Annotated in this window: 21 protein-coding genes; 12 read left to right on the forward strand and 9 right to left on the reverse strand. The window is 74.9% G+C overall.

What is annotated here, in order from left to right; all coding sequences use genetic code 11:
• Positions 1-567: 567 nt before the first annotated feature.
• Positions 568-1,722: an MFS transporter gene (locus P2H44_RS09530; protein WP_275763278.1), complete on the forward strand. Its 1,155-nt coding sequence runs from the start codon at positions 568-570 to the stop codon at positions 1,720-1,722.
• A 10-nt stretch (positions 1,723-1,732) separates the two neighbouring features.
• Here P2H44_RS09530 and xylB read toward each other — a convergent pair whose 3' ends face one another.
• Complete coding sequence (xylB, locus tag P2H44_RS09535; protein WP_275763279.1) at positions 1,733-3,202, reverse strand: xylulokinase; 1,470 nt, start codon at positions 3,200-3,202, stop codon at positions 1,733-1,735.
• A gap of 351 nt (positions 3,203-3,553) precedes the next feature.
• Between xylB and clpS the strand changes: the two genes are divergently transcribed.
• Entirely contained in the window at positions 3,554-3,862 is a 309-nt protein-coding gene (gene clpS / locus P2H44_RS09540; protein ID WP_275763280.1) for an ATP-dependent Clp protease adapter ClpS, read from the forward strand.
• A 52-nt stretch (positions 3,863-3,914) separates the two neighbouring features.
• On the opposite strand, the gene P2H44_RS09545 is transcribed toward clpS, so the two are convergent.
• Together P2H44_RS09545 and P2H44_RS09550 are read right to left on the reverse strand one after the other, a co-directional pair.
• A complete protein-coding gene (locus P2H44_RS09545; protein ID WP_275763282.1) occupies positions 3,915-4,919 on the reverse strand; it encodes a DUF2927 domain-containing protein in 1,005 nt (334 codons plus the stop codon).
• A complete protein-coding gene (locus P2H44_RS09550) occupies positions 4,916-5,836 on the reverse strand; it encodes a DUF2927 domain-containing protein (protein ID WP_275763283.1) in 921 nt (306 codons plus the stop codon). Before P2H44_RS09550 ends, P2H44_RS09545 begins: the two co-directional genes overlap by 4 nt.
• Before the next feature lie 285 nt (positions 5,837-6,121).
• On the opposite strand from P2H44_RS09550, the gene P2H44_RS09555 reads away from it, so the two are divergent.
• Positions 6,122-7,087: a ChaN family lipoprotein gene (locus P2H44_RS09555; protein WP_275763284.1), complete on the forward strand. Its 966-nt coding sequence runs from the start codon at positions 6,122-6,124 to the stop codon at positions 7,085-7,087.
• 89 nt (positions 7,088-7,176) lie between these two features.
• Here the strand turns inward: P2H44_RS09555 and P2H44_RS09560 are convergent, their stop codons facing one another.
• Together P2H44_RS09560 and P2H44_RS25550 are read right to left on the reverse strand one after the other, a co-directional pair.
• The gene (locus P2H44_RS09560; protein WP_275763285.1) at positions 7,177-9,108 is read right to left on the reverse strand and encodes a calcium-binding protein; all 1,932 of its coding nucleotides are present in this window, start codon (positions 9,106-9,108) and stop codon (positions 7,177-7,179) included.
• Positions 9,109-9,368: 260 nt separating this feature from the next.
• Entirely contained in the window at positions 9,369-9,689 is a 321-nt protein-coding gene (locus tag P2H44_RS25550) for a sulfurtransferase TusA family protein (RefSeq protein ID WP_462976275.1), read from the reverse strand.
• A 125-nt stretch (positions 9,690-9,814) separates the two neighbouring features.
• Between P2H44_RS25550 and P2H44_RS09570 the strand changes: the two genes are divergently transcribed.
• Both P2H44_RS09570 and P2H44_RS09575 read left to right on the forward strand, forming a co-directional pair.
• Positions 9,815-10,828 (forward strand): cytochrome c family protein, encoded by a 1,014-nt coding sequence (locus P2H44_RS09570; RefSeq protein WP_275763286.1) that lies wholly within the window; start codon positions 9,815-9,817, stop codon positions 10,826-10,828.
• Between the two features lie 103 nt (positions 10,829-10,931).
• Positions 10,932-11,828, forward strand: coding sequence for a cytochrome c biogenesis CcdA family protein (locus P2H44_RS09575; protein ID WP_275763287.1), 897 nt, complete (start codon positions 10,932-10,934; stop codon positions 11,826-11,828).
• A 22-nt stretch (positions 11,829-11,850) separates the two neighbouring features.
• On the opposite strand, the gene P2H44_RS09580 is transcribed toward P2H44_RS09575, so the two are convergent.
• The 3 genes from P2H44_RS09580 to P2H44_RS09590 all read right to left on the reverse strand — a co-directional run bounded on the left by P2H44_RS09580 (position 11,851) and on the right by P2H44_RS09590 (position 16,184).
• A complete protein-coding gene (locus P2H44_RS09580; RefSeq protein ID WP_275763288.1) occupies positions 11,851-12,939 on the reverse strand; it encodes a GGDEF domain-containing protein in 1,089 nt (362 codons plus the stop codon).
• Positions 12,940-13,058: 119 nt separating this feature from the next.
• Positions 13,059-14,231, reverse strand: coding sequence for a glycosyltransferase family 4 protein (locus P2H44_RS09585; RefSeq protein ID WP_275763289.1), 1,173 nt, complete (start codon positions 14,229-14,231; stop codon positions 13,059-13,061).
• A gap of 249 nt (positions 14,232-14,480) precedes the next feature.
• Positions 14,481-16,184: a bifunctional sulfate adenylyltransferase/adenylylsulfate kinase gene (locus tag P2H44_RS09590; RefSeq protein WP_275763291.1), complete on the reverse strand. Its 1,704-nt coding sequence runs from the start codon at positions 16,182-16,184 to the stop codon at positions 14,481-14,483.
• 377 nt (positions 16,185-16,561) lie between these two features.
• On the opposite strand from P2H44_RS09590, the gene P2H44_RS09595 reads away from it, so the two are divergent.
• Positions 16,562-17,344: a glycosyltransferase family 2 protein gene (locus P2H44_RS09595; RefSeq protein ID WP_275763292.1), complete on the forward strand. Its 783-nt coding sequence runs from the start codon at positions 16,562-16,564 to the stop codon at positions 17,342-17,344.
• A gap of 16 nt (positions 17,345-17,360) precedes the next feature.
• On the opposite strand, the gene P2H44_RS09600 is transcribed toward P2H44_RS09595, so the two are convergent.
• Positions 17,361-17,591, reverse strand: coding sequence for a hypothetical protein (locus tag P2H44_RS09600; protein ID WP_275763293.1), 231 nt, complete (start codon positions 17,589-17,591; stop codon positions 17,361-17,363).
• Between the two features lie 376 nt (positions 17,592-17,967).
• Between P2H44_RS09600 and P2H44_RS09605 the strand changes: the two genes are divergently transcribed.
• From P2H44_RS09605 to P2H44_RS09630, 6 genes are all read left to right on the forward strand, one after another.
• The gene (locus tag P2H44_RS09605; RefSeq protein WP_275763294.1) at positions 17,968-19,551 is read left to right on the forward strand and encodes an ABC transporter substrate-binding protein; all 1,584 of its coding nucleotides are present in this window, start codon (positions 17,968-17,970) and stop codon (positions 19,549-19,551) included.
• A gap of 58 nt (positions 19,552-19,609) precedes the next feature.
• Entirely contained in the window at positions 19,610-20,629 is a 1,020-nt protein-coding gene (locus tag P2H44_RS09610; RefSeq protein ID WP_275763295.1) for an ABC transporter permease, read from the forward strand.
• A gap of 4 nt (positions 20,630-20,633) precedes the next feature.
• Complete coding sequence (locus P2H44_RS09615) at positions 20,634-21,578, forward strand: ABC transporter permease (RefSeq protein WP_275763296.1); 945 nt, start codon at positions 20,634-20,636, stop codon at positions 21,576-21,578.
• Positions 21,575-23,269 carry a nickel ABC transporter ATP-binding protein NikE gene (nikE, locus tag P2H44_RS09620; RefSeq protein ID WP_275763297.1) on the forward strand — a complete coding sequence of 565 codons (1,695 nt, stop codon included), beginning with the start codon at positions 21,575-21,577 and terminating at the stop codon, positions 23,267-23,269. The genes P2H44_RS09615 and nikE overlap by 4 nt, the downstream gene beginning before the upstream one ends.
• Positions 23,270-23,326: 57 nt before the next feature.
• A complete protein-coding gene (locus tag P2H44_RS09625; protein ID WP_275763298.1) occupies positions 23,327-23,953 on the forward strand; it encodes a glutathione S-transferase family protein in 627 nt (208 codons plus the stop codon).
• A 70-nt stretch (positions 23,954-24,023) separates the two neighbouring features.
• Positions 24,024-25,100 carry a zinc-binding metallopeptidase family protein gene (locus tag P2H44_RS09630; protein WP_275763299.1) on the forward strand — a complete coding sequence of 359 codons (1,077 nt, stop codon included), beginning with the start codon at positions 24,024-24,026 and terminating at the stop codon, positions 25,098-25,100.
• The last annotated feature ends 20 nt before the right edge of the window (positions 25,101-25,120 follow it).

Here is a 25,120-nt window from a genome sequence, read left to right on the forward strand (position 1 = left end):
CGGCCCTCGCAAAGCGCCTGTTCTCCGGAGCCGTCTCTCGCGGATGCCGGAAAGAGCGACTCGGCCGCCCCGGTCAAGGATCGCGGAGCGACCCCGCGAAGCGGGGCTTGTCCTTGACCGGGGCGGGCGAGTCGCTCAGGCATCCATCAGCGAGAGACGGATCCGGAGAGCAGGCGCGGGCCCTGTTCTTTGGTGAGTCGGGAGCCCGCCGGAGGCTCCTGCCCTCCGAAATCCAGGCGCGCCGGCCGCAGGAGGTCCAAGCCCGCCCGCAGGGCGCCTGCAGACCGCTCGCCTCCAGACCCTGTTTCGGTCGGCCTTCCGCCATCCGCCCCCGCCCCGAATGCTGCCATGCAGCAGATGCAGATCGGCTCTGCATGGCGTCGCGAAATCATCACGTGCAGCAACGGTTTGGCTGGGTAGACTGATCGAAACGGCGGGGTCGGGCGATGCGAGTCGCCTCGGCGCCGCCGCATCCGTTTCCGCGGCGCCTCGCCCGAGCCTGGGCGCCGCCCGACGAAAGGTCCGATCCTGTCTTCCCAGCAGAGCGCCGCGCAGGGCGCGCTCGTGATGCTCGCGCTCGCCCTCGGCGGTTTCGCCATCGGGGTCGCGGAGTTCGCGTCCATGAGCCTCGTGCCCTTCTTCTCCGCCGACTTCGGCATCCGCGAGACCCAGGCCGGCCACGCGATCAGCGCCTATGCGCTGGGCGTGTGCGTGGGCGCGCCGGTGATCACGGTGCTGGCCGCGCGCATCGCGCGGCGGCGGATCCTGGTGGGGCTGATGGCGGTCTTCGCGCTGGCGAACGGCCTGTCGGGGCTGGTCGAGGGCTACGGGGCCTTCGTCGCCTCGCGCTTCGCCGCCGGTCTGCCGCATGGCGCCTACCTGGGCGCCGCGGCGCTGATGGCGGCCTCGCTGGTCCCGCCCGGCCGTCGCGGGACGGCGGTGGCGCGGGTGCTGCTGGGGCTGACGGTGGCGACCATCGTGGGGGTGCCGCTGGCCAACGCCCTGGGGCAGGGGTTCGGCTGGCGCTGGGCCTACGGGATGGTGGCCGCGATCGCGGCGGCCTCGGCCGCGATGATCGCGCTCTTCGCGCCCCTGCAGGCGCCTGACGCGCTGGCGAGCCCGCTGCGCGAGCTCGGCGCCCTGCGCCGGCGGCAGGTGTGGTGGACGCTGGGCATGGGCGCGATCGGCTTCGCGGGGATGTTCTGCGTCTACACCTACCTCGGCTCGATCCTGATCGAGCATGCGGGGGCCCCGGCCTCGCGCCTGCCGGCGATGCTGGCGGTGTTCGGTCTGGGGATGACGCTGGGCTCGATGGCGGGGGGCTGGGCGGCGGACCGGGCGATGACGCCGGCGATCCTGGCGAGCCTGGGGCTGAGCGTCGTCTCGATGCTGTTCTTCTCGACGGTCGCCGACGACGCGGCCTGGATGGTCCCGGCGGTGTTCCTGGTGGGCTGGGGCTGCGCGCTGTCGCCGATCCTGCAGACGCGGCTGATGAACGTGGCGGGCGACGCGCAGATGCTGGCGGCCGCGCTGAACCACAGCGCCTTCAACGCGGCCAACGCGCTGGGCCCGTGGCTGGGCGGGCTGGCGCTGGCGGCCGGCTGGGGCTGGGCCTCGGTCGGGGTGGTGGGCGCGGGGCTCGCGGCCGGGGGCATGGTCTTCGTGGCGCTGGCCGCGCTCGACGACGCCTCGCGCCGGCGCTGGCAGGGCCGCGTGGTCTGAGGCCTGCGCCTCAGGCCTCCAGCGCGCCCTTGATCGCGGGGTGAAGGGCGCGCCAGGCCTCGCGCCGGGCGGCCATGCGCTCGACCAGCGCGGGTTCGGGCGCGACGATCTCGGCGGGTTCCGGCGGCGCGCAGACCGCGGTCGCCTCGGCGCCCGTGGCCGCGCAGAGGCCGAGGCGCGCGGCCCCCAGCGCCGCGCCGAAGTCGCCCGCCGGCGGCAGGGTCAGCGGGCGGTCGAGCGCCGCGGCCACGATCCTGAGCCAGAGGCGAGAGCGGGCGCCGCCCCCCACCGCCCAGGCGCTTTCGAAATCCGTGCCGGCCGCGCCCAGCGCCGCCTGGCAGTCGGCGAAGGCCAGCGCCACCCCCTCCAGCACCGCGCGGGTCAGGTCGGCGCGGGAGGCCGCCCGGCCCAGCCCCGCGAAGGCCCCGCGGGCGGCGGGGTCGTTGTGGGGCGTGCGCTCGCCGGAGAGGTAGGGGAGGAACATCGCCTCGGTCGCGCCCTCGCCTGCAGCGTCGGCGGCCTCAGCCTCGGCGATCAGCTCGGCGGCGGGGGCGCCGGTCACCGTCGAGAGCCACTCCAGCGCATCTGCGGCGGCGAGGATCACGCCCATCTGGTGCCACAGGTCCGGGGCGGCGTGGCAGAAGGCGTGGACGGCGCCGGCGGTGTTCGGGCGGAAGGCGTCGCCCGCGACGAACAGGACGCCCGAGGTGCCCAGCGAGACGAAGGCGGTGCCGGCGGCCAGCGCCCCCACCCCGCAGGCCGCGGCCGCGTTGTCGCCGCCGCCGCCCGCCACCACCGGCGCCTTCGCCATGCCCCAGCGGGCGCGGAGCGCGTCGCGCAGGCGGCCGGAGGGGGCGGAGCCCTCGACCAGCGCGGGCATCTGGGCGCGCGAGAGGCCGGTCGCCGCCAGCAGCGCGTCCGACCAGTCGCGCGCGGCGACGTCGAGCCAGAGCGTGCCGGAGGCGTCGGACATGTCCGAGACGGCCTCCCCCGTCAGCGCAAGGCGCACGTAGTCCTTGGGCAGGAGGATGCGCGTCGTGGCCTCGAAGACCGCGGGCTCCTCGCGCGCCAGCCAGGCGGCCTTGGGGGCGGTGAAGCCGGGCATCACCAGGTTGCCGCCGATGCCGCGGAAGTCGGCTGCGGCGTCGAGCGTGGCGCAGTCGGGGGCCGAACGCATGTCGTTCCACAGGATCGCCGGGCGCAGGGGGCGGTCGTCGGCGCCGAGGAACGTCGCGCCATGCATCTGGCCCGAGAGGCCGATGCCCTCGACCGCCGCCATCTCCGCCGGGTGGTCGGCGGCCAGCGCGTCGAGCGCCGCCCAGCAGGCGTCGATCCAGTCCTGGGGCGCCTGCTCCGACCAGCCGGGCGCGGGGCGCGAGACGCTCAGGGGCGCGGAGCGCGAGGCGATCACCGCGCCGTCCGCATCCATCAGCGCCGCCTTGGCCGAGGAGGTGCCGAGGTCGAGGCCGAGGTAGGTCATCGCGGATCTCCGGGCTGAGCGGGGGCTGTGCGGCCGGCGTCGCCGGCGCGGGGGCGGGTCGCGGGCGACCGGGCGCGGGGCCGGCGTCGCCGAGGGGGGCCTTTCCCATCCCCGCTGGGGCGCGCGACGTCAAGGGCGCCGCCCGCCTCAGGGGCGCTCGGCGCCGGTCGGCGCGCGCGGCGAGGGACGGTCCGGGCCGGGGCCTCCGCGCGCTCGCGCCGACGTGCGAAAGCGTTGCAGGGCATGGACCTGCGCGGCGGGTCGTGACAACGTGGAAGGGTAAGGTCGTGGCGCGAGGTCACGACCCGAGGCCGAGGCCGTTCCCATCCGCACCGGCCACGGGAGGCGCCCATGAGCGGGACCACCGACTCCGATCTCGAAGCCAGGGTCAAACCGAAGGCGCAGCGACCGCGCCTGTGGAAGGTGATCCTGCTGAACGACGACTTCACGCCGCGCGAGTTCGTCACCGCGGTGCTGAAAAGCGTGTTCCGGCTGAGCGAGGACCAGGCCTGGCGGGTGATGGTCACCGCCCACCAGAAAGGCGTCTGCGTGGTCGCCGTCTACACGCGCGAGGTCGCCGAGACCAAGGCCGGCGACGCGACCGAGGCGGGCCGCGCCAACGGCTTCCCGCTGCGCTTCACCACCGAACCCGAAGACTGACGCAGGCCCCCGCGGCCGAGCCGGACGCGCCCGTCGCCCGCGACGGCGCGCGCTAGCCGGTGCGCCCGCTCCAGGGCGGGGAGCCGGCGGGGCCGGGGACGAGCACGCCGCGCTCGGCCTCGGGCACGGGCAGGTCGAGGGAGGCCTGCGGCGCCCGGGGCGCCGGCTTCGCGGGCTTGCGGAGCGCCGGGCGCGCCCGGGCGGGGTCGGCCGGGGGCACGTCGGTCATGCCCGAGACGATCTCGCGCACGATCGGCGCGGCCTCGGCCTCGGTCATGCCGGGCTTCAGGCGGGGATCGTAGAGGATGCGCAGCAGGTCCGCGTCATGCCGGGTCATGAAGGCGAACTCTTCGTCGTCGTTGAAGATCGAGGGGCGCACCGTCGCGTCGTCGTTGGGCAGGCCCATCGCCTGCACCACCTCCTCGTCGAGGCAGGAGTCGCGCAGCAGGTCCGGCAGCTCGTCGCGGATGCCGATCATCGCGCCCGAGGTCCAGTCGTCGTCGCCGCCGTGGAAGGTCGTCGCGTAGCACACCACCCAGAGCTGCGAGGCCCAGAGGTCGAACATCTCGAGCGACGAATCGGACATCTCCTGGCCCAGCGCCCGGCGCATCGCGGGGCGCGTCTCGGGGCCGAGATACATGATCAGCATCCGCGCCCGCTCGTCCTTCGCGGCCTCGCGCACCTCGAGGCCGGTGGCCTCCGAGATCCGCGCGCCCAGCGCCCGCATCCGGGCGTGGTCCGAGGGGCGGTCGTCGCCGATCATCCGCCAGGTGACGGGCAAGCGCCACTTGCTCAGCGGCCGCTCGTCGATGATGTCGCCGGACCTGGGAAACTCGGTGCGGAAGGCGATCAGGCGGAAGTTCCGCTCCAGGTCGCCGCGATCGTAGGGGGCGTCGGCGGGCGCGATCTCGGTGCGCAGGCCGCCCTTGGCGAGGAGCGAGGCCTGCAGCGCCGCGAAATGCTCCTTCGCCGAGGGCTGCGCGCAGGCCGAAAGCGCGAGGGCGGGCGCGAGGATCGCGAGGCGCCGCGCGGCGCGGACGGGACGGCGGACGCTCATCCCTCCATGTCCCCGGCCGGGACCGGCGGCGGCGGGGCGGCGCGGCCGTCGAGGCGCGGGCCCGGGCCGATCTCGTCGATGATCCGGCGCACGATGGGCATGCCCTGTTCGGCGGTCATCCCGGCCTTCAGGCGCGGGTCGTAGAGGATGCGCAGCAGCAGTTCGTCATGCACGGTCAGCAGCGCGAACTCCTGGTCGTCGTTGAAGATCGAGGGGCGGGCCTCGCCGTCGTCGTTCAGCAGGCCCAGCGTCTGGGCGAGCTCCTCGTGGATGCAGCTTTCGCGCAGCACGCCGCGGGTCTCGGACTTGATGACGATCTTGGCGCTGTTGCGCCACTTGCCGCCCTTGCGCGCCCGGGTGACCTGGCCGACGCAGGGGTAGAGGTCGTTGCGCGCCCACTCCCGCATCAGCGGCTGGCGCGTGGAGTCCTTGGCCGCGTCGATCTCCTTGAGGATGGCGGCGCGCATCGCGGGCGTGGCGATCACCAGCAGGATGTCGGGCTCGCCCTCGGTCTCGATGAACTCGAGGCCCGTCAGGCGCGAAAGGCGGGCGATGTAGCCGCGGTAGGAGGCGAAATCCTCCGCCCGCGCGCCGTCGCCCATCAGCTTCCAGCGGATCGGCCCGTCCCATTTCACCAGGGTGACGGGGGTCGAGTTCTGGATCAGGTCCTCGCTCTCCTCGAACTCCATGTGGAAGGCGATCCGCTCGAAGTCGCGGGCGAGGTCGGCGTTGGTGAAGGGGGCGTCGGCGGGCGCGGTCTCGGTGCGCATCAGGCCGGCGGCGGCGTAGCGCTCCAGCGCCTGGGCGTAGAGCTCGTCGGTGTTCTGCACGCAGCCGGACGCGAGCGCGAGCGCGGCGAGCGCCGGCAGGACGCGGGCGGCGCGCAGGCTGCGCGGAAACCGGGACGCGGGACGCATGCGCGGAGCTCCGGCCGCGCCGCGGGGGCGCGGGGACCGGTCGGGGGCGACGCCGGAGAACTCGGGTTTTCGCGGCATGCGCTCGGCTCCTTTGCGGTCGGTCGGTCGCTGCGGGGACCGGACTCGTTCTAGCGCGGCGCATTGCGCCCCGCCATGCATCGCGGGGGCGCATCCCGCGGGGTCGCGGCGGAGCGCGGCCTGGCTGCGACAGGCGCCGTAGCGGCGGGCGCGACCGGCGCCGCGGCCCGCGCTTGCCCGCAGGCGCGTGTCGGCTAGGCTGGGGGAATGGATCGCGCACCCTCGCCCCCCGCCCGCCGCCCCGTCCCCCGCCGTGTCTCCCTGGCGCTCGCCGCCGCCGCGCTGGCGGGGCTCGCGGCCTGCGCCCAGCCGCCGGGGCCCGCGGCGGAGCTGCCGGCGGAGGCGACGGTGGCCGACCCGGTCTCGGGCCGCGTGCTGGACGCCGGCGCGCTGACCGAGCGCGCCCGCGCCGCAGACCTGGTGGTGGTGGGCGAGGTGCATGACGATCCCGTGCACCAGCAGGTGCAGGCGGCGCTGGCGCGGGCGCTGGACGTGCGGGCGCTGGCGCTGGAGATGGTTCCCCGGACCGCCGAGCCGGCGCTGGCCGAGCTGCGCGCGGCGCAGGCGCCCGACGACGCGATGCGCGCCGCCGCCGCCTGGGACGACTACGCGCCCTGGCAGGGTGTGATCGAGGCGGTCCCCCGCGCCGAAGTCGCCGGCGGCGGCGTCGCGCGCGAGGATCTGCGCGCGGCGATGACCGGCGGGGTCGCCGCGGCCTTCGGGCCTGAGGCCCCGCGCTACGGCCTCGACGCGCCTCTGCCGGAGGCCGAGCAGGCGGCGCTGGAGGCGGAGCTCGACGCCTCCCACTGCGGCGCGCTGCCGGGCGAGATGCTGGCCCCGATGGTCGAGGCGCAGCGCCTGCGCGACGCGCGCTTCGCCGAGGCGCTGCTGCGCGCCCGCGCGCGGGCGGGCGGCGCGCAGGCGATGCTGGTCACCGGCAACGGCCATGCCCGGCGCGACCGGGGCGTGCCCTGGGTGCTCGCGGACGCGGCGCCGGAGCTGAGCGTGCTGTCGATCCTGCAGGCGGAATGGGCGGCCGACGCGCCCGGCGACGTGGCCGCCGCGCTCGCGCCCTGGCGGCGGGCGGACGGGACGCTGCCCTACGACCTCGCGGTGATCTCGCCCGCGCCGGAGCGGGAGGATCCCTGCGCCCGGTTCCGAAACCAGGGGTGAGGAGTCGCCGTCCCGAGGGAGGACGGTGAACCGGGCGCAGGGAGGTCGGCCGGCGACGCCGGCCGAACCCGGGGGGCCGGGCCGGAGGCTCAGCCGAACAGGAAGTCGTGGGCGTCGAGCTGGCGGGGGGAGACGTCGTCGAGGATCACCACGCCGCCCTTGTGCTCGATGATCGCGTCGCCCTTGCGGAAGTCGATGTCGAGGTCCTTGAAGCGGTCGACGCTGCGGATCTCCAGCCGGTCCTTGCCGCCGAAGTCCATCACCCGGTCCTTGCCGTCGCCCTTCGAGAAGACGAAGACGTCCTTGCCCTGGCCGCCCCACATGCGGTCGTCGTCGCGCCCGCCGATCACCCGGTCGTTGCCGCCGCCGGCGTAGATCTTGTCGCGGGCGGTGCCGCCGCGCAGCAGGTCCTGGCCGCCGTCGCCCCACATCCGGTCCTTGCCGTCGCCGCCGTCGACCTTGTCGGCGCCCGCGCCGCCGTGGAGCTGGTCGTCGCCCGAGGCGCCGAAGACGAAGTCGGCGTCGTCGTCGCCCCACATCCGGTCCTTGCCCGCAGCGCCCGACAGCCGGTCGCGCCCGTCGCCGCCGCGCAGGGTGCAATTGTACCAGCCCTGGGCCGAGATCACGTCGTCGCCCCCGCGGCCCAGCATCAGGTCGCGCCCGCCGCCGCCCTCGATCACGTCGTCGCCGGCGCCGCCGTCCAGGCGGTCGTCGCCGGTGTCGCCGCGCACGAAGTCGTCGCCCTCGGCGCCGAACATGCGGTCCTCGCCGTCGCCGCCGTAGAGCACGTCGTCGCCCAGGCCGCCGTGCACCACGTCGTCGCCGCCGGCGGCCTGGATGCGGTCGTCGCCGGGCGCGCCGAAGCTGAGCAGGTCGTGGCCGTCGGCGTCCGAGCGCGCGGCCATCAGCACCACGCGGTCGCCGTCGGTCGAGGCGGCGAGGTCGGTGATCCGCGCGCCCCTGCCGGCGTCGTGCGTCTCGACCAGGTCGAGGCGCCCGCCCTCGCCAATCTCGTAGACGCGGATCCGGTCGGCCTCGGCGGCGAACAGCAGCTCCCGCCCCCCGAAGCTGGCGGTCTCGAGCGCCAGCGCCCCCTCGGTCGCGGCCACGCGCACCAGGTCGCCGGCGCCGGTCAGGCGGTAGGTCACCAGCTTCTCGGGGCCGGCGGCGTAGACGTAGTGGACCTCGCCGACCTTGGCGATCTTGAGGTCCTCGACCTCGGTGAGGTCGAAGCGGCTCTCGCCGTCGCCGGCGCGCTTGAGCTTCATCTGCGTGGGGCTGGGGCCGCCGAAGCGCCAGACCGAGACCGCGCCTTCGTCGCGCGAGGCGACGACGGCGTAGCGGACGCGGTCGACGATGGCGATCTCCATCGCCGAGACGTCGCCGATCTCGACCCGGTAGTCGTCCTCGGTGCGCTGGGCGATCTGGAGCGCGCCGTCGCGATAGCGCAGCACCGTGGCCCCGCCCTCGACGCCGCCGCCGACGAGGATGCGGAGCTCCCCGTTCAGGTCGAAGGGGACCAGCGCGCCGGGACGCAGCAGGCCGTTGCCCCAGTCCCAGTCGATGCTGGCGAGCAACTGGGGCACGCCGGCGTTGTCGAGCCGCGCGAGGCTGACGCCGAGTCCGGCGGTGACCAGGTAGGTCTGGCCCTGGTGGTAGATCGTGGCCAGCGTCTGGGCGCCGGTCAGCATGTCGTCGACGTCGTACCAGGCCGCGTCCTGCGCGTAGGTCTTCTTGAGCGAGGCGCCCAGGATGCCGTCGTCGATGCGCCAGCCCTGCACGCCCCCCGCGCCGAGGCCCGAGGCGGCGGCGTAGGCGTGCAGCTTGCCGGCCAGCGTGACCAGGACGACGTCGCCCGGACCCCGGGCCTGGTCGCCGCCCTCGCGGTCGGCCACGCGCAGGTCGAAGGGCGCGTCGGTCTTCGAGTCTCCGTAGATGACGTCGTCGCCCATCGTGCCGACGAGCGTCTGCGCGCCGGCGCCGCCGGACATGGTCCGGCCGGTGATCGTGTTCGTGCTCATCTCGCCCCCACCCCTGGGTGCCGGGATCATTTCCCGAGGGCGTTTCTAGGCGGGCGCACGTCTTCGCTAAGTGAAAGGGGCTGGTTAAATGGGATTTTTCTTCGTCGCGCTTCGGTTTATTGGTGATCTGCGCGTGAAGAGGTGGGGTTAATAGGGGGTGATCGCTCCGTAATTGGAACGTTGACGCCCGTGGTTTCTCAGGCGTTTCGAAGCAGGGTTGCGGAAGCGTGAAGGGCGCGCGGCGCCCGGCGGCGGCGGGGTCAGCCGCCCTTGCGGATCACGAAGCGCCGGCCGCCGGCGGGGGAGGGCGCGGCCGAGAGCAGGTCGTGGCCGGCCTCGGTGCAGAAATGCGGCAGGTCGATCACCGCCACGGGATCGTCGGCCACGATCGCCAGCACCTGACCGGGGGCGAGGTCCGACAGGCGCTTGCGCGCCTTCAGCACGGGCAGGGGGCAGATCAGGCCCAGCGCGTCGACCTCGAGGTCGGCGGCGACCTCGGGGGCGTCCTGCGCCTGCGGGCGCGCGTCGGGCGTCGGGGTCGAGGGGACGCCGGGGGAGGGGGCGTCGGGGGATCGGCTCATGCTCTGGCTCCGGCTTCGGCCCCCACGGCTAGCCCTCCCGGCGGGCCGGGGCAAGACGCCGCCCTCGCTTGCGAAGGCCGGTCGGCGACCCTAGGGTCCGGGTCCCGAGACAAGCCGACGACGCCATGCCGCCCCTTCCTCGCCTTCGCCGATCCCCCCTTCTCCACGCCGCAGGCCTCGTCGCCGCGGCCTGCGCCGCCATGCCGGCGGCCGGGCAGGAGGCGGACGCGGCGGCCACGGTCGAGCGCGATCCCCGCCCGCGGGCGCATGCCTACACCGTCGTCGACGGGCGCACCGTGCCGGCGCCGCTGGGCGCGGCCCTCGGGGACGCCGAGCGGGGCCGGGCGATCTACGACGACCCGGCGCTGGGCGGCTGCCGCGCCTGCCACGCGGCCCCGGGCCTGCCGCGGCAGGTCTTCGTGCCCCTCGCGCTCGCCGGGCGCGCGGCGATGCCGGAGCTCGAGCCGGAGCCCGAGGCGACGGCCAAAGATCCCGAGGCGGGGACCGACGACCTCGACGCCGGGACGGAGGAGGACCTGTCGAGCTCCGACAGCCGCTACGCGCCCGAGGCCGCCGCGCCCCCGCCGCTGCGCCCGGATCCCGAGGCGCTGGCCGCGGAAGCGGAGGCCGAAGCGGAGGCGGAGGAGGCCGAGACGGTCGGCGACGGCTCCGGCGGGCTCGCGCCTGCCGCGGCGGCCCTGCTGCCGCTGCCCCAGGGCCCGGACCTGGCCGGCGCCGCGACGCGGCTGGAGCGGGGGGAACTGCGCCTGCTGGTCATCAACCCGCGCATCGTGCGGCCCGGCTCGCGGATGCCCGCCTATCACAACGTCTCCTTCGCCCAGGCGGCGATCACGCCGTCGCTGCGCCAGCCCTGGCTGACCGCGCAGGAGGTGGAGGACGTGGTCGCCTATCTCGCGACCCTCGACGATCCCGAAGCGACCGAGCCGGAGCCCGCGCCGGCGGAGGCCGAAGGGCCGGCGGAGGCCGGGGCGGAGCCGGCGGCAGAGGCCGTTCCCGGGAGCGCCGCCGACGCCGGTGCGTCTTCCCAGGACGACGCCGCGGCCGGGCAGGCCGGGCCCACCGGAGACGGCGAGGCGTCCGAAGGCGAGGCGGAGACCCCGGCGAGCACGGGGAATTGAGCGGGCGCGCCCTCCCGCGCGGTCGACGCGGCGGGCGGGAGCGGGCAGAACGGCGCGCGACCGCGACGCCGAGATCGCCGGAACAAGGAGCCTTGCGCAGCGCATGACCGACATCGGACTGCTCGCCGCCTTCTTCGGCGGCCTTCTCAGCTTCCTGTCGCCCTGCGTGCTGCCGCTGGCGCCGCCCTATCTCGCGTTCATGGCGGGCTCGACCCTCGACCGGCTGACCTCCGACGAGCATGTGGCCGACGCGGCGTTGGCGCGGCGGGTGTTCATCTCCTCGCTGTTCTTCGTAGCGGGGCTGGGGACGGTGTTCGTGGCGCTGGGCGCGGGCGCGAGCCTGGTGGGCCAGACGCTGCAGGCTTGGCGCTACGAGTTCGGGATTGCCGCGGGCTTCGTCATCTACGTGATGGGCCAGCACTTCATCGGCTTCCGCCGCGCGCCCCAGACCGCCGCCATCGCCATCGCCGCCGCGGCGCTGCTGGCGCTGCTGGGCGGCTGGGAGGGCTTCGTCGAGCAGGCGCAGGCGCATTGGCCGGTGCTGGTCGCGCTGGCTCTGCTGGCCGCGGCGCTGCGCCTCTCGGGCATGGAGAAGATCCCCTTCCTGATGCAGGAGGCGCGCTTCGACGCGGGCGGGGCGGCGGGCAGCTTCGCGGGGGCCTACGTCATCGGCCTCGCCTTCGCCTTCGGCTGGACGCCCTGCATCGGGCCGGTGCTGGGCTCGATCCTGTTCCTGGCCGCCCAGCGCGAGACGATCGGCGAGGGCGTGGGGATGCTGGCGGTCTACGCGCTGGGCCTGGGCGTCCCCTTCATCCTGGCCGCGGCCTTCGTGCGCCCCTTCATGCGCTGGATGCGCGGGTTCCGCCGGCACCTGGGCCGGGTCGAGATGGCGATGGGCGCGCTGCTGGTGGTGGTGGGCGTGCTGATGATGACCGGCGCCTTCGAGACGCTGGCCTTCTGGCTGCTGGAGACGTTCCCGGCGCTCGCCACCATCGGCTGAGGGGCGCCTCGGAGCGGGCGGCTCAGGGCGCCACGATCACCCGGTTGCGCCCCGTGTTCTTCGCCTTGTAGAGGGCGGCGTCCGCCCGCGCGACGAACTCGGCGGCGGTTTCGCCCGGGCGCCATTCCGCCACCCCCAGCGAGGCCGTGACCGTGCCCAGCCGCTTGCGCGTGCCCGAGACGACGAAGGCGCGGGCCGCAAGCTCCTGGCGGACGCGCTCGGCGACGTGGCGGGCGCCCAGGCGCTCGGTCTTCGGCAGGATCAGCGCGAATTCCTCGCCCCCGTAACGGGCGGCGGTGTCCTTGCCCTGCACGTTCTGGCGCAGCAGGCGGGCGAACTGCTTGAGGACCGAGTCGCCCACCGCATGCCCGAAGCCGTCGTTGATGCGCTTGAAATGGTCCAGATCGCAGATCACCAGGCACAGCGGGCCCTGCGCCGGCGCCTCGTGGATCGCAAGCTCCAGCGTCCCGTCGAAGCGGCGGCGGTTGGCCAGGCCCGTGAGGTGATCGAGGTAGGCGTTCTCCCGCAGCTCCTGCAGCTCGTCGGTCAGCTCCGAGATCTGGGCGCGGGCGGCGGCGAGCTCGGCGTTGTGGCCCTCGACCTGCTGGGCGTAGCGGCCGGTGAGGTCGATCAGCTCGCGGATCGTCTGCTTGACGGTGCCGGGACGCGAGAGGATCGACATGCCGTCGCGCGCCCGGGTCAGGTCGTACTGGAAGGCGTCGTAGGAGGCCGAGCGGCGGGCGAGCGATTCCGAGAGCAGCGCCAGCTCCAGCTCCACCTGCCGGCCGACGTCGAGGAACCGCTCCGCCTTGTCGCCCAGCGACAGGTGCGCCTCGTGGATGCGTTCGACCGCGTCCATGTTGGGGCCGCCGTCGGGGGGCAGCAGGCTGTCGACGGCGGCGATCAGCTTTGCGTCCTCGCCCAGGTGGTAGAGGTAGAAGAGCTCGAACACCCGCGGATCCGGCGGCAGGCCGCGAAGCTCCGCATCCGCGATCGCGCGGGCGGCGCGTTGGGAGATCGTCTCCTGCACCTGGGGGGCGGCCCCGGGCGCCGGGGCGCGCGCCGCAACGACGCGCGGGTTCGGCGCGCTCTCGGAGGGGTCGGTCGACACGGTCGGCTCCTGCACGCGGCCCCCGTCCCGCGCCGCCCGTCGGAGAGGGTGCAGGGGCCAGGCCCCCGGCGGACGACGCAGGGGACCGGCAGAATGCACCGGCGCGGGTTGTCGAATGCCTAACCCGGCGCGCCGCGGCCGGCGTCCCGCCGCGGGACGAGCAGGCGCTTCACCTGCGCGGCCCAGCTTTCGGACGGGTCGCGGAAGACGGGTCCCAGGGCGCGCGCGGCCTCGGCGAGGCGGCGGTAGGCGACGGGGTCGTCGGCGAGCTCGGCCATGGCGGCGGCGAGGGCGGGGGTCGAATCGGCCTCGTGCACGCGGCAGGCCGCGCCCAGCGTCTCGCGCGCAGGGACCACGGTGCTGGCGATGGAGGGGACCCCGCAGGCGGCGGCCTCGATGCAGACCAGCGCCAGCCCCTCGTTGAAGCCCGAGAGGGTGGGGCAGACCAGCACGTCGCTGTCGGCCATGGTCTCGAGCACGCCCTCCGCCGGCAGGCGGCCGCGGACGTGGATGCGCTCGGCGGCGGGATGGGCGGCAGCGCGGGCCGCGAGCGGCTCGAGCGCGTCGCCGTCGCCCACGTAGGTCAGCGTCGCCTCCGGATGGCGCGCGGCGACGGGGGCGAAGGCCTCCAGCAGGGCGAAGACGCCCTTGGTCTCGGTCACCCGGCCGACGAAGAGGAACCGCGCCGCCCGCTCCGGCGCCGCGCGCAGGCGCAGGGGGCGGTTCAGCACCGGCCGCTCGACCGGGGCGGGGACGCCCGCGCCGCGCAGGGCGTGGAACTGGCGCGCGCATTCGACCGAGGTGCAGACCGCCCCCTCCGCCGGCCCCAGCGTCCAGGCGAGGATCGCGCGCTTCAGCCGGGCCGCCGCGCCCTGCGGGGGGCGGCCCATGGGCCAGAAGGTGTTGTGGAGCGAGGCGACGATCCGGGTCCGCCGCCCGATCAGCCGCGCCGAGACCATCGGGCCCATGCTGGAGAGGATCGCCGCGTCGGCCCCGAAGGCGTCGATGCGCCGGGCGACGTCGCGCCCGAAGCGGAGCTGCTCGCGCCAGTAGGCGAGGGCGCCCTCGGCGGGGCGGGTCGGCACGCGCTGGAAGGCGAAGCGGCCGTCGGAGAGATCCTCGACCCCCTCGTGCGTGTGCAGCACCAGCGCCTGGGCGTCGAGCTCGGTCGCGAGGTCGTAGAACATGCCGGAGTAGGTGCGCACCGGCACGCGCGGATCCTCGCGCCCCTCGCGCCAGTGGCGGTAGGTGCCGACCACGTCGCCCGGTCCTGCGAAATACGCGAGCTTCATGCCGAGGGCCTTCCTGCCGTCGCCGCCGCCTGCGCCTGCGGCGGCGGGCGGTCGGGGTTTCGGGTCCGACCCGTTATGTCGTCCCCGCGGGCGCCGGCGCAACGTGCCTCGCCGGCGCGCATCGCCGCGGACTCGAAATCGCCGGCGCGCATCGCAGTGGATCGGTATCGCCGGCGCGCATCGCGGCGGAAACGAAAACGGCGGCGCCCGGAGGCGCCGCCGCGTTCTTGTCCGCGAAGGGCGGGAGGATCAGCCGATTAGGCCCATCTGCTCCAGCTTCAGCAGAACGGTCTGGGCGCAGTTGTCGACGTCGGTGCCCTCGGTCTCGAGCTTCAGCTCGGGCTTCTCGGGCGCCTCGTAGGGGTCGGAGATGCCGGTGAACTCCTTGATCTTCCCCTCGCGGGCCAGCTTGTAGAGGCCCTTGCGGTCGCGCTTCTCGCACTCCTCGAGCGAGGTCGCGACGTGGACCTCGACGAAGGCGCCGTAGGCCTCGACCATCTCGCGGACTGCACGGCGGGTGGCCGTGTAGGGCGCGATCGGGGCGCAGAGCGCGATGCCGCCGTTCTTGGTGATCTCGGACGCGACGTAGCCGATCCGCTTGATGTTGATGTCGCGGTGCTCCTTGGAGAAGCCCAGCTCGGACGACAGGTGCTTGCGCACCACGTCGCCGTCCAGCAGCGTCACCGGGCGGCCGCCCAGCTCCATCAGCTTGACCATCAGCGCGTTGGCGATCGTCGACTTGCCCGAGCCCGACAGGCCCGTCAGGAACACCGTGAAGCCCTGCTGGGCCCGCGGCGGACGGGTGCGGCGCAGCTCCTCGACCACCTCGGGGAAGGAGAACCACTCGGGAATGTCGAGGCCTTCCTGGAGGCGGCGGCGCAGCTCGGTGCCCGAGATGTTGAGGACGGTCACGCCCTCCTCGATCTCGTCGGCGGGCTCGTACTGGGCGCGCTCCTGCACATAGACCATGTGCTTGAAGTCGACCATCTCGACGCCGATCTCGTCCTCGTGCTTGCGGAACAGATCCTGCGCGTCATAGGGGCCGTAGAAGTCCTCGCCCGCCGAGTTCTTGCCCGGGCCGGCGTGGTCGCGGCCGACGATGAAGTGGGTCACGCCGTGGTTCTTGCGGATAAGGCCGTGCCACACCGCCTCGCGCGGGCCGGCCATGCGCATGGCCAGCGGCAGCAGCGACAGGTGGGTGGTCGACTGGGGGTACTTGTCCAGCACCGCCTCGTAGCAGCGCACGCGGGTGAAGTGGTCGACGTCGCCCGGCTTGGTCATGCCCACGACGGGGTGGATCAGCAGGTTGGCCTGGGCTTCCTTCGCGGCGCGGAAGGTCAGCTCCTGGTGGGCGCGGTGCAGGGGGTTGCGCGTCTGGAACGCGACGATCTTGCGCCAGCCCATCTTGCGGAAGTAGGCGCGCAGCTCGTTGGGCGTGTCGCGACGCGAGCGGTAGTCGTAGTGCACCGGCTGCTGGATGCCGGTGATCGGCCCGCCGAGGTACACGTTGCCCGCGGTGTCGTGCAGGTAGCTGACGGCCGGGTGCGCCTTGTCGTCGGCGCCGAAGACCATCTCGGCCTCCTTCGCCTTGTTGGGAACCCACTTGTCGGTGACCGACATGATCGCGAGGATCACGCCCTCGGCGTCGCGCAGCGCGATGTCCTGGCCCGGCGCGATCGTGTCGGCGAACTTCTCGTTCACGTCGAGCGTGATCGGGATCGGCCACAGCGAGCCGTCGGCGAGGCGCATGTTCTCGACGACGCCGTCGTAATCGGCCTCGGAGAGGAAGCCCTTGAGCGGGTTGAACCCGCCGTTCATCAGCAGCTCGAGGTCGCAGACCTGGCGCGCGGTGAGATCCCAGGACGGCAGCTCGGCCGCCTCCATCTTCAGCTTGGATGCGCTGTCGTAGGAAACATAGAGCTCGGGAATGGGAGCGGTGTTCGCGGTCGTCATGTGTCGGCTTCTCGCTTCGATCTGCGGTCAGTTGCAGGGCCGGTTCCGGGCGCGTTCTGGACCCCCGCCGCGCGAAAGGCAACAACGGAGGAGCTTAATTGCTGCACCGCGACAATAAGCACGACGCAAGGACAGCGACGGTTCATCGGCGAATTCGGCAGGGGCGCGCGCCGCTTGGGTGACCCTAGGGAAGCCGGGGCCGGCGGGAGCGCCCCGCGCCGCTTTCGGGGCGGAACCGCCCGGCAGCATTCGCTGCGAAAGGAAGCGCCCGAGGCTTTCGTCGCGATGGCAGGCGGCGGCGGCTTTCGCCGCCCGGCGGCCCGGCCTATGGTCCGCCCAGCCGCCGCCGTCTTTCTCCAGCCTGGATGCCGCCCCCGGTGACGCCCCCGATCTCCGCCTTCCTGATCGTCAAGGACGAGGCCGCGCGCCTGCCGCGCACGCTGGCGGCGCTGCAGGGGCTCGCCGACCAGGTGGTGGTGGTCGACAGCGGCTCGACCGACGCGACGGTCGAGATCGCGAAGGCCGCGGGGGCGGAGGTGTTCCATCGCGACTGGACCGGCTACGGCGCCCAGAAGCGCTTCGCCGAGGACCAGTGCCGGCACGACTGGCTGCTGAACGTGGACGCGGACGAGGTGGTGACGCCCGAACTGGCCGCCGAGATCCGCGCGACCCTCGCGGCCGATCCCGCGCCGGCGGCCTACGTGCTGCGCATCCTCAACGTCTATCCGGGGGCCGAGCGGCCGCGGCCGCTGGCCAACGACTACGCGGTCGTGCGCCTCTACCACCGCGCCGCGGGGCGCTACCGCGACCATCCGCTGTTCGACCGGGTGGAGACCGAGGGGCCGGTGCGTCGCCTGAAGGCGCCGATCTTCCATTTCCCCTTCCTCGACTGGCACGGGCTGGTCGCGAAGGAGAACGCCTATTCCTCGTTCCAGGGACAGGCCGCGAAGCCGCGGGCGCTGTGGAAGCTGCGCCTGCGCCTGCTGGTCGAGGGGCCGTTCGTGTTCCTCAAGTCCTGGCTGGCGCGCGGGCACGTGCTGGGGGGCTGGGACGGGTTCGTCTTCTCGGTCGTGATCGCCTTCGCCCGCTTCATGCGGGTCGCCAAGATGATCGAGCGGGAAGAGGCGCGCCGCAGGGGCGAGGGCGACGGCGAGCGCTGACGCGCGGCCCGCGCCGTCAGCGGAAGGTCGACTGGATCGTCAGCAGCGCCGCGGCGGCCAGCGGGAAGGCGACGACCGCGGTCAGGATCCAGCCGTCGAACCACAGGCAGCAGACCACCAGCGCGACGAGGCCGGCGGAGCTCGCCAGCCCCTGGATCCCGCGATCCAGCCCCAGGCGCACCAGCCCCAGGAAGCCGGCCGCGAAGAGCGCGCCGATCAGCGCGCCGGTCAGCGCCTCGATCAGCATGAGGGGCGCGCCGCGGCGGCGGGGACGGGAAGGGGGACGAGGTCGGCCATCGCGGGGGCCTTTCGCCCAATCCGGCCGAGTCGCCAAGGGGCGCCGGCGCCGCGTGCGTCGCGCGGCCAGCGCCGACTCTCCCGGCGCGGGACGGCCGGGGCCGCGTCCGCGCCTGCCGCAGCGGCCGCCGGCAGGCGGGTGGGCGGGGCGCCGGACGCTTGCGAACTGACGTTGCGTCCGGCATCGTTCGGACAGCCGGCGACGTCGCGTATCGCCTTGAGCCTGAAAAGCTGTTCAGGCTAGCGTCCCATTTTGAAGCGCCGCTTCGCCGCGACGGCCGCCGCCATCCGCGCCGCGAACATCTCTTGGCGCGTCAGGAGGGGCTATGTCGATCTGCACGCCCCGGCGCGTCGTCGCCGGCAGTCTCGCCGTGATCCTCGCGCTGGCCGCGCAGGGCGATCCGGCCCGGGCCCAGACCCTGCGCTGGACCTCGCAGGCCGACGCCCTGACCCTCGATCCCCACGCCCAGAACGAGGGGCCGACCATCGCCATGACCGGCATGATCTACGAGGCGCTGGTCACCCGCGACCCCTCGATGACCCTGCAGCCGGAGCTCGCCACCGTCTGGGAGCCGGTGGCCGACGGCTGGCGCTTCCACCTGCGCGAGGGGGTGCGCTTCCACGGCGGCGAGAGCTTCGATGCGCAGGACGTCGCCTTCTCGATCCGCCGGGCGATGGCCCCGACCTCGGACTGGCGCGAGCAGCTCGGCTCCGTCGCCTCGGTCGAGGTGGAGGGGCCGCTGACGGTGGTTCTGCGCACCAAGGGCCCGAACCCGATCCTGCCCAACCAGCTGACCAACGTCTTCATCATGGACGAGGGCTGGGCCGAGGCGATCGGCGCGGCCCAGCCCCAGGACTACGCGGCGAAGCAGGAGACGGCGGCCGTGCGCCAGACGAACGGCACCGGCCCCTTCGCGCTGGAGGAACGCCGCCCCGACGAGCTGACGGTGCTGGCCGCCAACCCCGACTGGTGGGGCAAGGGCCTGTTCCCCGGCAACCTCGCGCGGATCGAGTATCGCCCGATGCGCAACCCCGCGACCCGGGTGGCGGCGCTGCTGTCGGGGGACGTGGACCTGGTGCTGGACCCGCCGCTCCAGGACCTCGCGCGCATCCGCGCCTCGGCGGGGATGACGGTCGCGAGCGTGCCGCAGATCCGCACCATCTTCCTCGGCATGGACGAGGGCTCGGCCGAGCTGCGCAGCTCCGACGTCGCGGGGCGCAACCCGTTCGGCGACCGGCGGGTGCGCCTGGCGATGAACCTCGCCGTCGACCGCGAGGCGATCCGCGACCACGTGATGGAGGGGCTGAGCTATCCCACCGGCCTGCTGACCCCGCCCGGCGTGCACGGCTCGACGCCCGAGATCGACGCGCCCTATCCCTTCGACCCCGAGCGCGCCCGCGCCCTGCTGGCCGAGGCGGGCTATGGCGACGGCTTTTCGGTGCAGCTCGACTGCCCCAACGACCGCTACAACAACGACGAGGAGATCTGCCAGGCGCTGGTGGGGATGTATGCGCGCGTCGGCGTGCGGGTGACGCTCGACCTGCAGCCGCGCGCCCGCCACTTCCCCAAGGTCCAGAACCGGGAGACGGACTTCTACATGCTCGGCTGGGGCACGCCGACCTTGGACAGCGCCTTCGTGCTCGACTACCTGGTCGAGGCCGGCGGAGCCTGGAACGCCACCGGTTTCGACAACCTGCGCCTGAACGAGCTGGTGGCGAAGATGGCGGTGGAGACGGACCTCGCCGCGCGCGACGCGATGATCGCCGAGGCCTGGGCGATCGTGCGCGAGCAGGCGCCCTACGTGCCCCTGCATCACCAGGTGATCGCCTGGGCGATGGCCGAGGGGGTCGACGCCCCGATCTGCCCCGACGACGCGCTGCGCCCCCGCTTCGTCGTGATCGGCGAATGAGCCTGCGACCGCCGGACGATCCGCGCGGCCCGCTCCCGCGGCCGCGCGCCTGCGCCTCATGAGCGCCGGGCCGCGGGATCTCCCCGGCGGCGTCGCCGGCGGGGCGCGGGGCGGCCTGCTGGGGCTGGTCGCGGGGCGGCTCGCGCAGGGGGCGCTGGTGATGCTGGCGGTCGCGGCGCTGGCCTTCGCGATCTCGGACCTCGCCGGCGACCCGGTGGCGACGCTGGTGGGGCTCGACGCCTCGGCCGAGCGGCAGGCGGAGGTGCGCGCGGCGCTGGGCCTCGACCAGCCCTTCCTCCTGCGGTTCCTGGCCTGGGCGGGCGACGCGATGCAGGGCGACCTGGGCCTGTCCTGGCGGCTGCGGATCCCGGTGGCCGAGGCGCTGGCCGCGCGGCTGCCCGCGACGCTGGAGCTGGTGGCCGTCTCGGCCCTGCTGGCGATCCCGCTGGGAGTCGCGGCGGGGACCTGGGCGGGCGTGCGGCCCCACGGCTCGGTGGCGCGGGCGGCGGGGGCGGTCTCGCTGCTGGGCGCCTCGGTCCCGACCTTCGTCATCGGCCTCGCGCTCATCCAGGTCTTCGCGGTGGAGCTGCGCTGGCTGCCGGCCTCGGGCCGCGGGGGCGTGGTGGAGCTGGGCGGGTGGCGGACCTCGCTGCTCAGCGCCGCGGGCTGGGCCTCGCTGGCGCTGCCGGCGCTGACCCTGGCGCTGTTCCAGGCGCCCACGATCCTGCGCCTGACCCGCGCCGAGGTGGCCGAGGCGATGGCGGCCGAGCACATCCGCTTCGCCCGCGCCCGGGGCCTGCCGGAGCGGGCGGTGGTGCTGCGCCACGCCCTGCGCAACGCCGTGCCCCCGGTGGTGGCGGCGAGCGCCACGAACCTCGGTGGACTCGCCGCCTTCTCGGTGGTGACCGAGACGGTGTTCCAGTGGCCCGGCGCGGGCCTGTTCTTCCTGCAGTCGGTCGAGGCGGTGGACGCCCCCGCCATCGCCGGCTGCCTGGTGCTGGCGGCGGCGATCTTCGTGGCGGTCGGGCTGATCTCGGACCTCGCGCACCTGGCGCTGGATCCGCGGCTGAGGGGCTGAGGCGATGGGCGCGCAGGACAGGGGGCCCGAGCCGCGGGGGGCGGGACGGGCGCGCGGCCTGCGCGCCGCCCTGCGCGCGCCCTCGGCCGCCGGCTGGGCGGCGATCCTGCTGGGATTGCTGCCGGCGCTGGCCTGCCTGCTCGCGCCCTGGATCGGGCCGCAGGATCCGTTCGACCCCGCCGCCCTGTCGCTGCGCAACGCCTTCCTGCCGCCGATCTGGGCGGCGGAGGGCCGCGCGCCCTTCCTGCTGGGGACCGACGGGCAGGGGCGGGACCTGCTGTCGGCGATGCTCCACGGGGGGCGGCTCTCGATCGCGGTGGCGGCGGCGGCGACGGCGCTGGGCCTCGCGATCGGGGCGTTGGCGGGGGTCGCGGCCGGGGCGCTGGGGGGCTGGGCGGATGCGGTCCTCATGCGCCTCGCCGAGGTGCAGCTGACCCTGCCGGGGATCCTGGTCGCGATCCTGATCAACGGGCTCGCCCGCGCCTTCCTGCCCCCCGGCGCGCGGGAGGCGCTGGCGATCCCGGTGACGGCGCTCGCCATCGGGCTCAGCGACTGGCCCCAGGTCGCGCGCGTCGCCCGCGCGGCGGCGGCGGCCGAGGCGCGGCGCGACTTCGTGGCCGCCGCCCGCATCACCGGCCTGCCGTCCTGGCGGATCCTGGCGCGCCATGTCCTGCCGGGGGTGCTGCGCCCGCTGGCGGCGCTGGCCGCGGTGCTGCTGCCGATGGCGGCCATCGCCGAGGCGACGCTGTCGTTCCTGGGCCTCGGCGCGCCGCCCTCCACGCCCTCGCTCGGCACGCTGATCCGGCTGGGGTCCGAGCAGATGTTCGCCGGGCGCTGGTGGATCGCGGCCTTCCCCTCGGCCCTGCTGGTGATGCTGGCGCTGGGCGCGAACGCCGCCGCGCAGTCCCTGCGCGCGCGGGCCGATCCGCATCGGGAGGGGGGGCGGTGAGCGCGCTCCTGCGGATCGAGGGGCTGCGGGTCGCCTTCGCGCCCGGCGCGGCCCCGGCGGTCGACGGCGTGGACCTGGCGCTCGCGCCCGGCGAGGTGCTGGCGCTGGCGGGCGAATCCGGCGCGGGCAAGTCGGCGCTGGCCGCCGCCGTGCTGGGCCTGCTGCCCCCGCCCGGGCGGATCGAGGCGGGGCGGATCCTGTTCGAGGGCCGCGACCTCGTCGCCGCGCCGGAGGCGGAGCTGCGCCGGCTGCGGGGCGTGCGCATCGGGGCGGTGTTCCAGGACGCCTCGGCGGCGCTGGATCCGCTGGCGACGCTGGGCGCGCAGCTGGTCGAGACGCTGCGCCTGCGCCGGGGCCTCGCCCCCGCGGCCGCGACGGTGCGGGCCGAGGCGCTGCTGGCCGAGGTCGGTCTGCCGGACCCGGCCGAGGCCCTGCGCCGCCACCCCCACCGCCTGTCGGGCGGGCAGCGCCAGCGCGGGGTGATCGCGCTGGCGCTCGCCGGCGAGCCTGCGCTGCTGGTGGCCGACGAGCCCACCGCCTCGCTCGACGTCGCCAACCGGGCGCGGGTGCTGGCGCTGCTGGGGCGCCTGTGCCGGGAGCGGGGGATGGCGGCGCTGCTGATCGGCCACGACCTCGCCGCCGCGGCCGCCGTCGCCGACCGCGTGGCGGTGATGCGCGACGGCCGGATCGTCGAGACCGGCCCCGCCGCCGAGGTCCTGCGCGCCCCGACCCATCCCTGGACCCGCGCCCTGATCGCCGCGATCCCGCGGCTGGACGGGCCGTTGGAAGCGGCAGAGCCGAAGGCCGGGGCCTCCGACGGCCCGCGCCCCGGATCGCTCGCCGCGCCGGCCGTCGTCTCGTCGTCCGGGGGGCTGGGCGCCCTCGGGCCTGCGGACGCTCCGCCCGCGCTCTCGCTCGAGGGGGTCGGCCATGCCTATGTGCGGGGCGGACTGGCGGGGCGGCGGCGGGCGCGGGCGCTGGAGGGGGTCTCGCTGCGGCTGGCGGCGGGGGAGAGCCTGGGGCTGACCGGCGTGTCGGGCTCGGGCAAGTCCACGGTGGCGCGGATCGCGGCGGGGCTGCTGCGCCCCTCCGAGGGGCGGGCCTCGCGGGCGGCGCGGGTGCAGATGGTGTTCCAGGACCCGTTCGGCTCGCTGAACCCGCGGATGCGGGCGGGGGAGATCGTGGCCGAGCCCATCGCCCACCTCGGCCTCTCCCGGCCGGGGGCGGAGACGCGGGCGGCGGTCGCCCGGCTGCTCGCCCAGGTGGGCCTGCCGGAGGATGCGGCGGCGCGGCGGCCCCACGCCTTCTCCGGCGGGCAGCGCCAGCGCATCGCCATCGCCCGGGCGCTCGCCGCGCGGCCGCAGCTGCTGATCGCGGACGAGCCGACCTCGGCCCTCGACGTCACCGTGCAGGCGCGGGTGCTGGCGCTGCTGCGCCGGCTGCAGGCGGAGGTCGGCTTCGCGCTGCTGCTGGTCAGCCACGACCTCGCGGTGGTGCGCGCGACCTGCGCGCGCATCGCGGTGATGGAGGGGGGGCGGGTGGTCGAGACCGGGCCCGCGGCCGAGGTGCTCGCCGCCCCGCGCGCCGAGGAGACGCGGCGCCTGGCGGCCCTCGCCCGCGCGCTGGAGCCGCCGGCGCCCGCCGACCCGGCCCCCGGCGCGAGGCTTCCCCGCCGCGATCCCCCCGGCTAGGGTGCCGCGCGCAGGCCGCGCGACAGGATGCGGCCGACCCCACCGAAGGAGCCCCCCGTGATCGTCATCCACTCCGCGCCCGGCGCCTGCTCGCTCGCCTCCCACATCGCGCTGCGCGAGGCGGGGGCGGAGTTCGAGCTTCGCCGCGTCGACTTCGCCGCCGACCAGCAGCGCAGCCCGGAGTACCTGGCGCTCAACCCCAAGGGCCGCGTGCCGCTGCTGCAGACCGAGCGCGGCGCGCTGACCGAGACGCCCGCGATCCTGACCTGGATCGCGCAGAGCTTTCCGCAGGCGAACCTGGCCCCGGCCGACCCCTGGGACTTCGCCCAGATGCAGAGCGTGCTGGCCTACATCTGCGCCACGCTGCACGTGAACCACGCCCACGGCCGGCGCTCGGCCCGCTGGGCGGACCAGGAGAGCTCCCACGCCGACATGCGCGCGAAGGTGCCGCAGACGGTGGGCGAGAGCTTCCGCCACCTGGAGGAGGAGGTCTTCAAGGGCCCCTTCGTGATGGGGGATGGTCACACGGTCGCGGACGCCTATCTCTACACGGTCTCCCGTTGGATGGAGACGGACAAGATCGATCCCGCGCGGTTCCCCAAGGTGCATGAGCACCGGACCCGGATGCAGGCGCGACCCGCCGTCCAGGCGGCGCTGGAGGCGGAGGGGCTCAAGCCCCTCTGAGCGCTTTTGGCGCGGCCGGGACGGGGGGCGCGTCCGCCGGGGCGGAACGTCGCGCGAGCGAGGAGCATCGATGCGCCTGTTCACCTGTCCCGCCTGCGGCGGGTCGCTTTGGTTTCACAATCTGTCCTGCGCCTGCGGCGTGCGGGTCGTCTACGACCCGGACGCCGAGGGCGGGGCGGGCGCGTTCCTGACGCTCGACCTGCCCGCGGAGGGGGAGGCGCCTGCCGCGGACCCGCCCGCCCCCTGCGCCCACCGCGAGCGGCTGGGCTGCAACTGGCGGGCGGAGGGCGGCGAGTTCTGCCGCGCCTGCGCCATGACCGAGACCGCCCCCGACCCGTCGCTGCCCGAGGCGATGACCCAGTGGGCCGAGGCCGAGGCCGCCAAGCGCTGGGTGCTGGCCAACCTCGGCCGCTGGCGCTGGTGGACGCCGGACGATCCCGGCCCCGGCCCCCGCTTCCGGATGCTGGCGGAGGAGACGCGCCACGGCCCCGTGGACGTGATCATGGGCCATGCCGACGGCGTGGTGACCATCAACCTCGCCGAGGCCGACCGCGCCGAGCGCGCCCGCCGGCGGGAAGACCTGGGCGAGGCGTTCCGCACCCTCAACGGCCACTTTCGCCACGAGCTGGCCCACGCGCTCCAGCTGCGGCTCTCGGCCTCGCAGGAATTCCTGGACGCGTTCCGCGCCCTCTTCGGCGACGAGCGGGAGGACTACGGCGCGGCGCTGGCCAGGCATTACGAGGAGGGGCCGCCCGCGGACTGGCAGGACCGGCACGTGAGCGAATACGCCTCGGCCCACGCCCATGAGGACTGGGCGGAGAGCTGCGCGCATCTCCTGCACCTGACCGACATCGTGGACAGCTTCGTCTCGGCGGGGCTGAGCGTCCCGGCGGTGGCGCCTGGCTACGACGCCTATGCCGAGCGCGACGCGCCCGCGCTGATCGACCGGGGCTGCGAGCTGGGGCTGGCGCTGAACCACGTGAACCGCTCGATGGGGCTCGCGGATCTCTACCCGTTCGTGATGCCGAAGCCCGCGCGGGAGAAGCTCGCCTTCGTGCACCGCTGGCTCGCCGCCGGCCCGCAGGCGCTGGCGGACGCGGCCCGGGCCGCGCCGGCGGAGCCGACCGAGGCGCCCGCCGAGGCCTGATCCGACGCGCCCGCCGCCCG

Source organism: Albimonas marina (assembly GCF_029223255.1).
In the GTDB taxonomy this organism is placed as follows: domain Bacteria; phylum Pseudomonadota; class Alphaproteobacteria; order Rhodobacterales; family Rhodobacteraceae; genus Albimonas.